The following is an 11638-nucleotide window of genomic DNA, read 5'->3' as shown; positions in this document are numbered from 1 at the left end:
TATACGCCCTAGAGGAATATGCGCTGGGGGCCAAAAACACTCGGCAAGCCGGGACGGGCATTCGCTGGTACGATGCCGCCCATGTTCAGACAACTCGCCGCCGAATCGAACGACGCGCCGCCCGAAGAGGGCACGCCCGTTTCCGTCAAAATCCGCGAACGGCTGGCCGCGGCACGCAAGCGCTTCAATGCGAACGACAACATTGCCGAGTTCATCGAGCCCGGCGAGCTGGAACTGCTGCTCGACGAGGTCGAGGCCAAGATGCAGGGCGTGCTCGACAGCCTGGTCATCGACACGGCCACCGACCACAACACCCAGAACACCGCGCGGCGCGTGGCCAAGATGTACCTCAACGAGGTCTTCAAGGGCCGCTACGCGCAGCAGCCGGCCATCACCGAGTTCCCCAACGCCGAGCACCTGAACGAGCTGATGATCGTCGGCCCGATCACCGTGCGCAGCGCCTGCAGCCACCACTTCTGCCCCGTGATGGGCAAGATCTGGATCGGCGTGCTGCCCAACGAGCACACCAACGTCATCGGCCTGTCCAAATACGCGCGGCTGGTGGACTGGGTCATGGGCCGCCCCCAGATCCAGGAAGAGGCCGTGGTGCAGCTGGCCGACCTCATCATGGAAAAGACCCAGCCCGACGGCCTGGCCATCGTGATGGAGGCCAGCCACTTCTGCATGTCCTGGCGCGGCGTGCGCGAGATGGACAGCAAGATGCTCAACTCGGTCATGCGTGGCGTGTTCCTGAAGGACCCGGCCCTGCGCCGCGAATTCCTCTCGCTCATTCCCGGAAGGAACTGACATGCTCGTCCGACTGCTTTACGCCAGCCGCGCCGTCGACACCTCGCCCGACGCCATCGAAGCCATCCTCAGCCAGTCGCGCCAGCACAACCCCACCTGCGGCATCACCGGCGTGCTCTGCTACGGCGGGGGCGTGTTCCTGCAGGCGATCGAGGGCGGCCGCTCCGCGGTGAGCGCCCTGTACGGCCACATCCAGAAGGACCCGCGGCACAAGGACGTGGAACTGCTGCACTTCGAGGAGATCCAGGAGCGCCGCTTCGGCGGCTGGACCATGGGCCAGGTCAACCTGACCCGGATCAACCACTCCATCTTGCTCAAATACTCCGAAAAGCCCGAGTTGGACCCGTACTCGGTTTCGGGCCGCGTGTCGTTCGCGCTGCTGGAAGAACTGATGGCCACGGCGTCCATCATCGGCCGCGCCTAGGCGGGCCTGCCTTCCCTCTGTCACCCACCCGTCCCCCGAGGCCGCAGGCGCCATGCGCTGCGGCCTTCTGCATTCAGGCTTCCTCTCCCTTTTTTCAGCGCCGTGACCTTCAACGCCTTCGCGCTCATCCTGCTGGCCGGACTCATCCACGCGTGCTGGAACATCGCGGCCAAGAAAGCGGGCGGCGATTCGCGCTTTGCCTTCTTCACCTCGGTGCTGATGATGTTGGGCTGGGCGCCGCTGGGCTGGTGGCTCGGGGGCGATGCCGTGCCCGAATGGGGCGCCAAGGAATGGGGCTTCGTCGTGGCCAGCGGGCTGCTGCACGTGGCGTACTACGTCATCTTGCTGCGCGGCTACCGCCAGGCCGACCTGACCGTGGTGTACCCGCTTGCGCGCGGCTCGGGGCCGCTGATGTCGTCGCTCGTCGCGATCACGTTCCTGGGCGAGCAGATCTCGCTGCTCGGGGGCCTGGGCATCGCTGGTGTGGTGGGCGGAGTGTTCCTCATCGCCGGCGGCCCCGCGCTGCTGCGCGCCGCGCATGATCCGGCCGCGCGGCAGCGGGTGCATGCGGGCATCCGCTACGGCGTGCTCACCGGCGCGTTCATCGCCAGCTACACGGTGGTGGACGGCTACGCGGTGAAGGTACTGCGCATGTCGCCCATCCTCGTGGACTACATGGGCAACTTCGTGCGGGTGGCGGTGCTCGCGCCCGTGGTGCTGCGCGACCTGCCGGCCGCGCGCGTGCTCTGGCGCGTGCAGTGGCGCTTCGCCCTGCTGGTGGCGGCGGTGAGTCCGGTGGCCTACGTGCTGGTGCTGTACGCCATGCAGGAGGCCCCGCTGTCGCACGTGGCGCCGGCGCGCGAGGTGTCGATGCTGTTCGCCGCCCTCATCGGCGGCCACCTGCTGGGCGAGGGCGACCGGGCCGCGCGCATCGCGGGCGCGGTGCTGATCGCAGCGGGCGTCACCGCCCTGGCGCTGGGGTAGGGCATGGATGCGGGTGCCAGCGCCGTGCCGCCGCTGCCGATGCTGATCGGCTGCGATTTCTCCAGCAGTCCCAGCCGGCGCAAACCCATCGTGGTCGCCAGCGGGCAACTGGCCGGGACACGCGTGGTGCTTTCGGGGCTGGAGACCTTCGACACGCTGGCGGGCTTCGGCCGCTGGCTGGCCGAGTCGCGCACCTGGGTGGGCGGGTTCGACCTGCCGTTCGGCCTGCCGCGCGAGCTGCTGGCGCACCTGGGCTGGCCGCTCACCTGGCATGCCAGCATGCAGCACTACCGCGGCCTGAGCCGCGCGCAGATCCGCGACACCTTCGCGGCGTTCTGCGATGCGCGCCCGGCGGGCGCCAAGTTCGCCCACCGGGCCGCTGACGGGCCGGCGGGCTCCAGCCCGTCGATGAAGTGGGTCAACCCGCCCGTCGCCTACATGCTGCACGCGGGCGTGCCGCTGCTGCTGGATGCCGGCGTGCACCTGCCCGGCCTGCATGCGGGCGATCCGGCCCGCGTGGCGCTGGAGGCCTACCCCGGCCTGCTGGCGCGCGAGATCCTGGCCCGGCGCAGCTACAAGAGCGACGACCGCGCCAAGCAGACGCCCGACCGCCTCATCGCCCGCAAGGACCTGGTCACGGCGCTGGAGAACGGCGCCACCCGGCTGGGACTGCGGCTCAAGCTCACGCACGCGCAGCGCGATGCGCTGGTGGACGACGCCAGCGGCGACCGCCTGGACGCGGTGCTGTGCCTGGTGCAGGCCGCCTGGGCGGAGCAGCGCCACCAGCAGGGCGATGCGCTGTACGGCCTGCCGCCGGGGCTGGACCCGCTGGAGGGCTGGATCGTCTCGGCGCCCGTGGATTGAGGCCCGGGCCCTCACAATGGCAACGGGGCGGCGCCGCAGGCCGCGACCCGTCCATGCTCAACAGCCATGTCAAAGACACGCCATGACTTCGTCGCTTCCCGATTTCCGCACCCGCCCGGCCGGCGCCTTCGCCCTGCGTTGCGGCGCCGCGCTGCTGGCAGCCGCATGCCTGGCCGGCACTGCGGGGGCCGCGCCCGCGCCGTGGTACTTCTGGCGCAGCAAGGTCGACGGCAAGCGCGTCTGCGCCCAGGTGTCGCCAGGGCCGGGCTGGGAGCGCGACAGCACACCTTACGACGGCCCGGGCTGCGAGGCGCGCCGCCGGGTGTTCGTCATCCCGATGCGCTGACGGCGCCGCCGCAGGGCGTGGCAGGCCCTGCGCCGAGCCCGCGCCGCTACACGCCGGCCTGCTGGTGCCGCCATTCCTGGCTGCGCCCACCGTAGCCGTAGGCGGCCGCGCGGGCATCGATCAGGTGGATGTAGCTCACCTCGTGCAGGCGGGGCATCAGGCCGGCGAAAGCGGCATGGATCTCGCGCAGGTAGCGCGCCTTCTCCGCCTTGGTGTTGGTCTCGTCGGTGATGCTGATGTCCAGGTGGAAGGCGGTCTGGCCCAACTCGGCCAGCGAGACGCCCCCGATGAACCATTGGTCGGCCGCGATGAACTGCACCGTGGTGGCGATCACGGGTAGGGCCTTGCCCAGCACGTTCTGGGTGATGTCGGCGACGGCGGCGGTCGCGCGGCGGGCCAGGGCGGCATCGGCGGGGCCGGACAGGTGGATGGCGATGTGGGGCATGGTGCGGGTGCTCGTTGAAAGGATGCCGAGATTTTTCGCCGCATCCGTTTTCCTGAAAATCGGGATTCATGGATACCATCCATCGGTTTTGCCGTTGGATCTTCTGGACCATGCACGCCTTTCCCCTCGACCAGCTTCGCACCTTCGCCGCCGTGATCGACGCGGGCAGCCTCACGGCCGGCGCGCCGCGGGTTTTCCTGTCGCAGTCGGCCGTCAGCGAACAGTTGCGCAAGCTCGAAGAGCAGGCCGGCCAGTCGCTGCTGCTGCGCTCCAAGGCCGGCGTGGCGCCCACGGCGGCGGGCGAGCGGCTGCTGGGCCATGCGCGCCAGCTGCTCGCGCTGAGCGAAGCGGCCTGGCGCGATCTGCACGGCGTGGCGCTGCAGGGCACGCTGCGGCTCGGGGTCACCGATTACTTCCGCCCGGCCGATCTGGCGGGCCTGCTGGCGCGGGTGGAGGCGCAGTACCCGCAGGTGCGGCTGCAGGTCACGGTGCAGAAAAGCGGGCTGGTCGAAGCGGGCTATGCCGGCGGCGAGTTTGACGTGGGGCTGACCATGGCCTTGCCCGCCGCGCGCACGACGGCCGGCGCGGCCCGCGCACGGCCTGCCGCCAATGCCGCCACGGCGAAGGCGTCGCTGCTGCGCCAGGAGGCCCTGCACTGGATGGCCGCCCCCGGCGTCACGCGCGTGCGGGGCGAGCCGCTGCGCCTGCTCGCGCTGCCCGACAGCTGTTCGCTGCACCAGTTCACCGTGGCGCTGCTGGAACGCCGCCGGGTGCCTTACCGCATCGCGCTGCTGGCCTCGGGCGTGGCGGGGCTGCAGTCGGCGCTGGCCGCGGGCCTGGGCGTGGCCTGCCTCAATGCCTCGGCGCTGTGCCCCGGCGTGCGGGTGCTGCCGGCGCCGCACGGCCTGCCGGCCTTGCCGCAGGCGGGCTTTTATCTGCTGCCGCCCCGGGCCGGGGAGTCGGACTTCGTGCGCGAGGCGCGCGGGGTGCTGGCGGCGGGCTTTGGCTGATCCCCGCACGTCCGTGCGGATTGCTATTAAAAATATAGCGATATGCCCTAGTTCCAATTGTGCTAGAGGCACTTTTCGCCCCCAATCATTGAAGGGCGGCCCGCGCAGGTCTCGGCCCGGATGGCCGCAGGCGCGCCCGCCCGCATGGCCCTGCCGGCACGCGGGCCGGGCCGGCTGACTACAATCGCGCTCCCCGAAAGGCGGCTGTCCCGGCCACCTTTCGCGTTTCCATCCCCCGGGACCATGTAGAGGACCACCATGTACAAAAACCTCGCAGCCACGCTCGTGGCCGCTTGCTGTTGGCTTTCCCCCGCCTTTTCCCAAACCGGCCAGACCGCCCAGACCGTCCCCTCGGCCGTGGTGAAGGCCGGCTTCGTCTATGTCTCGCCCATCACCGAAGCGGGCTGGACGCGCCAGCACGACGAGGGCCGCAAGGCCGTCGAGGCCGCCTTGGGCGGCCGCGTGCGTACCACGTTCGTGGAGAACGTGGCCGAAGGCGCGGATGCCGAGCGCGTCATCCGCGACTTGGCCGCCACGGGGCACCAGATCATCTTCACGCCCAGCTTCGGCTACATGGAGCCCACGCTGCGGGTGGCGCGGGACTATCCCGGCGTGAAGTTCGAATCCATCACCGGCTACCAGACCGCGCCCAACGTGGCCACGGCCAACGCCCGCTACTACGAGGGCCGCTACCTGGCCGGCGTCGCCGCCGGGCGCATGACGCGCACCAACGTGGCGGGCTACGTGGCCGGCTTTCCCATCCCCGAGGTGCTGCAGGGCATCAATGCGTTCACGCTGGGCCTGCGCTCGGTCAACCCCCAGGCCACGGTCAAGCTCGTGTGGCTGGACGTGTGGTTCGACCCGCCCAAGGAGCGCGATGCGGCCATGGCGCTGTTCAACCAGAACGTGGATGTGGTGGCTTTCCACACCGGCTCCACGGCGGTGATGGCCGCGGCCCAGGAGCGCGGCAAGCTCGCGATCGGCTACCACTCCGACATGCGTCGCATGGGGCCGGACGCGCAGATCCTCGCCGTCACGCACCAGTGGGGCGGCTACTACACCGAACGCGTGCGCGCCGTGGCGCAGGGCACGTGGAAAAGCGGCAACCTCTGGGGCGGCGTGCGCGAGGGCATGATCCGCGTCGAGGGTTTCGGCAGCAAGGTGCCGCCGGCCGTGAAGGCCGAGGTGCTGGCACGCCAGGAAGACATCGCCAAGGGGCGCTTCCACCCGTTCCGCGCGGGCGCGACGCCCGTGCGCGACAACACCGGCCGCGAGGTCATCGCCGCGGGCCAGACCCTCGGCGATGCGCAGATCCTGCAGATGAACTGGCTGGTCGAGGGCGTGCAGCGCTGAAAAGGGCGGAAAGGGGCCTTGGCGAGGGGCCGTCCTCTCTCTTTCGGCCGCTACAGGTGGCGCGCCACCAGCTGCGGCAGCGACGAGGCCAGCAGGGCCACGCCCGACGCGGTGAGCAGGCCCAGCACGATCTGCCGGAAGGCCACGTCGCTCAGACCGATGTACAGCCGCGTGCCGAGCAGCGTGGGCACCAGCATCGCCGGCGCCACGATGGCGAAGAACGGCAGCATGTCACGCGTGACCATGCCGGTGCCCAGGTAGGTGCCCATGGTGACCAGCAGCATCGACAGGTTGAAGTTCTGGATCACGGCACGCTGCTGGTCCTTCTCGTAGCCGCGCAGGATGCACCACAGCGTGGGCAGCGTGCCGGTGAATCCGCCGATGCCGCCCATCACGCCGCCGGCCAGCCCCACGACGCCATCGGCCACGCGGCCACCCGAGCGGATGCGCGGCAGGCGCTTGGCCATCAGCATGGTCGGGCACCACAGCACCAGCAGGGCGCCCAGCAGCGTCTTGAACCACACCATGTCCAGGCGCGGCAGCAGCGCCACGCCCAGCGGAATGCCCAGCAGCCCGCCCAGCACGAACGGCGCGAGCGTGCGCACGTCGAAGCCGCGGCGCACGGACACCGCCGCGACGATCTGCCCGGTGAGCGCCCCGAACACGGCCAGCGCCGCCGCCAGGCGCGGCTCCAGCGTCCAGGCCCAGAACGACATGGCCACCATGCCGAACGCGAAGCCCGACAGCCCCTGCACGAACCCGGCCACCACGGCCCCGATGCCCACCACCCAGTAGATCGTTTCCATTGCGCGCTTCTCCCTCCATTTTTTTGATCGAAAGGCGTCCGGCCCCGCAAGGCCGCCGCCGCATGGGCTGCGATTGTGGGGGAGTCTCATGAGGTAATCTTTCTCATTTAGTATTGCCTCATAAGCCAATGGATATGGCTTTGGGAGCGTTCAATGACCCCTGCCGAGATGGAGGCCCGGCTCGCGTCGCGGCTCAAGATGCGCCACCTGGTGCTGCTGCGCATGATTGCCGAGCACGGCTCGCTGACCCGCGTGTCGCATCGCATGGCGACCAGCCAGCCGGCCGTCACGCACGCGCTGGCCGAGCTGGAGTCCATGTTCGGCGGCGCGCTGTTCCACCGCTCCGCGCGCGGCATGGCGCCCACGGTGCTGGGGGAGCTCGTCATCACCCGGGCCCGGGCAATGCTGGAGGACCTGGGCCATTGGGTGCGCGACATCGAGGCCGTGGGCCTGGGCCGCGCCGCGCACCTGCAGGTGGGCGTGATCCCCTTCGTGTCCGGTCGGCTGCTGGCGGCCGCCATCGGCCAGACGCGGCCGCAGGGCCTGCAGGTGACCGTGACCATCCACGAAGGCACCAGCGACCGCCTGCTGGAGCGCCTGCGCCAGCACGAACTGGACTGCGTGATCGGCCGCGCGTCGGCCGTGCTCGACATGCAGGGCCTCGCGCACGAGGTGCTCTACCACCAGGAGCCCCGCCTCATCACCCACCGCCGCCTCGCCGCGCGGCTGGGGCGCCAGCCCCTGGCCTGGCAGGAGCTGGCCCGGCTGGAGTGGATTCTGGGCGCCCGCCAGACGCCCATGCGCGAGCAGATCACCGATTTCTTTCTGCGCGCAGGGGTGGCGCCGCCCGCGCCGTTCGTCGAGAGCCTGTCGTCCAAGCTCATCGGCGAGTTGATCGCGGCCAACGAAAAAGCGGTGTCCATCGTGCCCGCCGACATCGCGGAGGAACTGGCCCGCATCGCGGGCGTGGGCATCGTCGCCCACCGCTTCGGCTGGACGCTGCCGCCCATCACGCTGTTCCAGCGGACCGAGGGCGCGCGCTACGAAGAGCAATCGCTGTTCGTGGCGGCGCTGCGCGCGGTCTGCGCCCGGCAGGCGGCAGCGCAGGCAGGCGACGCGGCATAGCGCCGGGCACGCCGCTCACTGGGCTCCTCGCTGGCCTGGGTTTCATCTGCGCCGGTCTGGCAACTACCCGAAGGGATAGTTTCCGGGCGCCCCGGGCATTGCTGTAATGCCACCGACATGCCCGCCAGGCGCGCGATGCGCCGGCCGCGGCGCGCGGCGGGTTCAGAAAAAACCAAGGGGAGAAGGTCGATGCGAATGTTCATCACGGCAGCGCCTGTGGGCGCCGTTCCACAGCAAGCCCTGGCCCGGGAGCCGAAATTCCTGCCTGCCTGGTCGATCGAGGCCGCGGACGCCCAGGGCATGGGCCTGGCCCATCGGCTGGCCGCCGATGGCTGGGAGGCGGTGCCGGCCGGCGGCCTGGGGATCTGCGACAGCTTGGACGCCCTGCAGGTGGCCAGCGCGGCGGACGGGCCCCAGGCGCCGGGCCGCCGCCTGGGCGACGTGGAGGCACGCCGGCATCTGCCGGGTGTGGCCCTGCACCGCATCGCCTCGGCGAAGACGGCGCGCGAGCTGGTGCTGACGCTCACCTTCCAGGGTTGGGACGTGGCGGGCGCCGGCGATCTGGCATGGCGCGCGGAAACGATCGAGACCTACCTGCCGCCCGCATTGGTGGCCGCGTTGCAGGCCGAGGCGCCGCAGCTGCTGGACACCCTGCGCGAGCGCGGCTGGGCCGACCACGGCGCAGGCCATTGGAATCCGGGCAGGACCGCATCGCCGCACCTGCCCATCGCACCCGAAGCCATCGTCGCGCAGAGCGTGGCGGCCGTGCGCGAGGGGGCCGCCATCGTGCACCTGCACACGCGGGACTGCAGCGGCCAGCACCCGGTCCACGTGCCCGGGGTGGCCGTGCCGGTGCGCCTGGGGCGGCAGGCCAACCACATCGACGAAGCGCAGTACGCGGCGATCGTGCCCCGCCTGCACCAGGCGGCGCCTGCCGCCATCCTGAACCTGTCCACCAGCGTGCGGGGCGGCGCCGCCGACTTCGAAAGCCCCGTGCGCCGGGTGCATCTGCGGGCCTATGGTGCGCAGCAGCGCGCGCCGGAGATGGGCTCCTTCAGCCCCGGGCCGGTGGTCTTCCAGGCGGGGGGCGGCTATGAAAACCCCCCGGCCTTCCTGGCGGCGCAGATCGCGCACTGCCGGCAATGGGGTGTGCGGCTCGAGGTGGAGGTGTTCAACGGCGCAATCCTGGACGGTGCGCTGGGGCCCTATCAGCCCGGCCTGCGTTCGGTGGGTGGGCCGGTGCTGTTCATTCTGGTGGTGGGGGTGGACCAGCACCGGCGCCTGCCCGAGGGCGGGGTGCAGGACGACTCCCTGCTGCCGGTGCAAGAGCGCAAGGACATCCTGCGCCTGCTGGCAGAGGGCTCTGCAGAGGCCTTCGAACAGGCCCTGGCCCAGGCGGTGGCGCGGCTGCGGCCAGTGGTGGCGCGCATCCGCGCGGAGTGCCCCGGCGCCAAGGTGTCCGCCCTTGTGCCCGGCCCGATGATCGTGCTGCTGCCGCGCCTGGCTGTGGCCCTCGACGGCGTGCGGGTGGGCCTCGAAGATGCCTTGAACGTGCCGGATCCCGAGGTGGCGGGCGGCTGGCGCCGCGGCACCACGGCGGAGCAGGTGCGCTATCTGCGCGAGCAGTTGCAGGCCCTGGGGGCCACGGTGTTGACGGCCGAGGAAACGCGCGTGGCGCTGGACATGCCCCACCCCGATGTGGCGCTGCTGCAGGCCGCGATCGCCCGGCTGCAGCCGCTGGCCGCGACCGTGCCGCTGGACCGCCCCCGGGCCATGGCCAGCGCCGTGCTGGCGGCGCTGGCACCGCTGCAGCCCGCCTACGCGGCCCGGGAATCGCGGTTCCTGGACACGCTGGAGGCCGCGGCCAACCACCTGCCGCCCGATCCGCAGGCACCGGGTGCGGGCGACCTCGCGCTCGCGGCCCTGCGCGACCATGGGCTCTACGCGCGCTTTTTCGTGGAGGAGCGGGACCGCTATCCCCGTGAAGGTGCGGCGGCGTTCCGGCACGTCTATCCGCTGCAGGCCCTGAACTTCGTGCGCGAGTTGCTGGCCGAGCGCCAGCGCCCCGGCGGGCGGTGGGACGCGGCGCTGCAGGCCATGGCTGCCGAAGCGGGCCTGCCGCCCCATGCCTTCCAGGTGCCGCCTGCGCAGTTCAAGGGGCCGGAGGTGCGGTTTCTCGAATTCCTCACCGCCATTCCTTGCCACTACACGGACGACCGCACCGACATCGTCCATACCGCCGTGCGCAGCGAGCCCGGCTACAGCGCCGCCATGGCCGTGCTGTTCGAGGCCATCCACGAGCGGGCGGTGGCCCTGCGGGCCAATTCGGAGGCCGAGCCCAAGAGCGCCGGCATCCGGGTGTACCGGGACGCGCCGCGCAGCGGCGGCCTGGCGGTGCCCATCGACATGGACGTGGCGGCCGTGCAGGGCGCCATCGCCCGCGGCGCATGGATCGTCCTGCCGAGCACGCCCACCACCCACTACCCGGAGGGGCTGAAGCTCTCCACCGGGCTCACGGCCACGTTTGCCCGGTTCCTGGAGCGCACGCAGGCCGCCGCCGAAGTGCTCGGCATCGCGCACGCGGGCCTCGATGCCGACGGCACCGTGCTGATCGAATCCAGCATGCTGCACAACCGCTTCACGCTCAACACGAAGTCGCATGCGCAGGTGGTCAGCCACTCGTCCCGCCTCATCTACGAGCGCGTGGTGCTGCCCCGGCTGGTCGCGTTGCCGCGGGCGCTGGCCTGGACGGCCACCGGGCTGGTGGAGCGCGATGCGGCGGGCCGGCCGCTGAACCGCGACGGGCAGCCGGCGGGGCGGCTCTCTTTCCAGGGCATCGAAGACCTGGTGCGGCTGCATTTCCTGGCGCACAGTTCCGGCATCGCGACCATCCAGCAGATCGACAACGCCGCCCGGGCGGACCTGCAACGGCTGGGCTATTCGGTGCAGGAGCAGGAGGAAATCTTCAACCGCTCCGTCGCCCTGTCGTTCGCGTCGGCCTGCGATGTGAACCTGTCCGTGCTCGGTACCCCCACAGTGGACGTCACCGCGCTGAACGATGTGCGCAGCGTGGCCGGCACGACCACGCCGGACTACCTGTGCGGCAGCGGCAACGGGCTCTGGAGCCTGGCGCCGCTCCTGCCGCACCGCGATGACGAGGCGTCCCGCTACGGCAGCGCGCACTGGATCTTGCGCAAGGGCGAGCAAAAGAAGCTGCTGCTCCGCCTGGTGGGCGTGGTGCTGCGGGAAGACCCCGTCCGCCTGCACGACGGGCACTCCATCCGCCGCTACCTGGAAGGCGCGCCCGCTTCGCTGGTCGAACTGGTGACACTGCTGCAGACCGCTCCCGCCTCGCTGCGCGCCGACATGCTGCTGCGCCAGCATTTCGCACGGCATGGCTCCTCATCACGCCCCGCGTCCGCGGCCCGGGATCGCGCGGCGGACCTGGCCCTGGCCGGTGGTGCCGCCTGATGC

General features: G+C 70.9%; 11 protein-coding genes. 9 read left to right on the top strand and 2 right to left on the bottom strand.

What is annotated here, in order from left to right:
• The first annotated feature begins 81 nt into the window (after positions 1 to 81).
• From folE to AVMA1855_RS04120, 5 genes are all read left to right on the top strand, one after another.
• Entirely contained in the window at positions 82 to 807 is a 726-nt protein-coding gene (gene folE, locus AVMA1855_RS04140) for a GTP cyclohydrolase I (protein ID WP_272565459.1), read from the top strand.
• A 1-nt stretch (position 808) separates the two neighbouring features.
• Positions 809 to 1231, top strand: coding sequence for a BLUF domain-containing protein (locus AVMA1855_RS04135; protein ID WP_284424717.1), 423 nt, complete (start codon positions 809 to 811; stop codon positions 1229 to 1231).
• A 102-nt stretch (positions 1232 to 1333) separates the two neighbouring features.
• Positions 1334 to 2215 (top strand): EamA family transporter, encoded by an 882-nt coding sequence (locus tag AVMA1855_RS04130; RefSeq protein ID WP_284424716.1) that lies wholly within the window; start codon positions 1334 to 1336, stop codon positions 2213 to 2215.
• Positions 2216 to 2218: 3 nt separating this feature from the next.
• Entirely contained in the window at positions 2219 to 3079 is an 861-nt protein-coding gene (locus AVMA1855_RS04125) for a DUF429 domain-containing protein (RefSeq protein ID WP_284424715.1), read from the top strand.
• An 82-nt stretch (positions 3080 to 3161) separates the two neighbouring features.
• Positions 3162 to 3425, top strand: a complete 264-nt coding sequence (locus AVMA1855_RS04120) for a hypothetical protein (protein WP_284424714.1) — start codon at positions 3162 to 3164, stop codon at positions 3423 to 3425.
• Between the two features lie 46 nt (positions 3426 to 3471).
• Here AVMA1855_RS04120 and AVMA1855_RS04115 read toward each other — a convergent pair whose 3' ends face one another.
• The gene (locus AVMA1855_RS04115; RefSeq protein WP_284424713.1) at positions 3472 to 3870 is read right to left on the bottom strand and encodes a 4-oxalocrotonate tautomerase; all 399 of its coding nucleotides are present in this window, start codon (positions 3868 to 3870) and stop codon (positions 3472 to 3474) included.
• Between the two features lie 110 nt (positions 3871 to 3980).
• On the opposite strand from AVMA1855_RS04115, the gene AVMA1855_RS04110 reads away from it, so the two are divergent.
• Both AVMA1855_RS04110 and AVMA1855_RS04105 read left to right on the top strand, forming a co-directional pair.
• A complete protein-coding gene (locus AVMA1855_RS04110) occupies positions 3981 to 4880 on the top strand; it encodes a LysR substrate-binding domain-containing protein (protein ID WP_284424712.1) in 900 nt (299 codons plus the stop codon).
• 258 nt (positions 4881 to 5138) lie between these two features.
• A complete protein-coding gene (locus AVMA1855_RS04105) occupies positions 5139 to 6233 on the top strand; it encodes a BMP family ABC transporter substrate-binding protein (RefSeq protein WP_284424711.1) in 1095 nt (364 codons plus the stop codon).
• Between the two features lie 50 nt (positions 6234 to 6283).
• On the opposite strand, the gene AVMA1855_RS04100 is transcribed toward AVMA1855_RS04105, so the two are convergent.
• Positions 6284 to 7039: a sulfite exporter TauE/SafE family protein gene (locus tag AVMA1855_RS04100; protein WP_284424710.1), complete on the bottom strand. Its 756-nt coding sequence runs from the start codon at positions 7037 to 7039 to the stop codon at positions 6284 to 6286.
• Positions 7040 to 7192: 153 nt separating this feature from the next.
• On the opposite strand from AVMA1855_RS04100, the gene AVMA1855_RS04095 reads away from it, so the two are divergent.
• Complete coding sequence (locus tag AVMA1855_RS04095) at positions 7193 to 8164, top strand: LysR substrate-binding domain-containing protein (protein ID WP_284424709.1); 972 nt, start codon at positions 7193 to 7195, stop codon at positions 8162 to 8164.
• 189 nt (positions 8165 to 8353) lie between these two features.
• Complete coding sequence (locus AVMA1855_RS04090) at positions 8354 to 11635, top strand: 3-keto-5-aminohexanoate cleavage protein (protein WP_284424708.1); 3282 nt, start codon at positions 8354 to 8356, stop codon at positions 11633 to 11635.
• Positions 11636 to 11638: the final 3 nt, after the last annotated feature.

The sequence above is a fragment of the Acidovorax sp. SUPP1855 genome, from assembly GCF_030158955.1.
Taxonomy (GTDB): Bacteria; Pseudomonadota; Gammaproteobacteria; order Burkholderiales; family Burkholderiaceae_C; genus Paracidovorax.
This window is presented reverse-complemented; position numbering and strand designations above follow the sequence as displayed.

Excerpts from the sequence above, each read along its gene's own strand:
- folE (WP_272565459.1), top strand. The coding sequence starts at position 82 with ATGTTCAGACAACTCGCCGCCGAATCGAACGACGCGCCGCCCGAAGAG.
- AVMA1855_RS04135 (WP_284424717.1), top strand. The coding sequence starts at position 809 with ATGCTCGTCCGACTGCTTTACGCCAGCCGCGCCGTCGACACCTCGCCC.
- AVMA1855_RS04125 (WP_284424715.1), top strand. The coding sequence starts at position 2,219 with ATGGATGCGGGTGCCAGCGCCGTGCCGCCGCTGCCGATGCTGATCGGC.
- AVMA1855_RS04120 (WP_284424714.1), top strand. The coding sequence starts at position 3,162 with ATGACTTCGTCGCTTCCCGATTTCCGCACCCGCCCGGCCGGCGCCTTC.
- AVMA1855_RS04115 (WP_284424713.1), bottom strand. The coding sequence starts at position 3,870 with ATGCCCCACATCGCCATCCACCTGTCCGGCCCCGCCGATGCCGCCCTG.
- AVMA1855_RS04110 (WP_284424712.1), top strand. The coding sequence starts at position 3,981 with ATGCACGCCTTTCCCCTCGACCAGCTTCGCACCTTCGCCGCCGTGATC.
- AVMA1855_RS04105 (WP_284424711.1), top strand. The coding sequence starts at position 5,139 with ATGTACAAAAACCTCGCAGCCACGCTCGTGGCCGCTTGCTGTTGGCTT.
- AVMA1855_RS04100 (WP_284424710.1), bottom strand. The coding sequence starts at position 7,039 with ATGGAAACGATCTACTGGGTGGTGGGCATCGGGGCCGTGGTGGCCGGG.
- AVMA1855_RS04095 (WP_284424709.1), top strand. The coding sequence starts at position 7,193 with ATGACCCCTGCCGAGATGGAGGCCCGGCTCGCGTCGCGGCTCAAGATG.
- AVMA1855_RS04090 (WP_284424708.1), top strand. The coding sequence starts at position 8,354 with ATGCGAATGTTCATCACGGCAGCGCCTGTGGGCGCCGTTCCACAGCAA.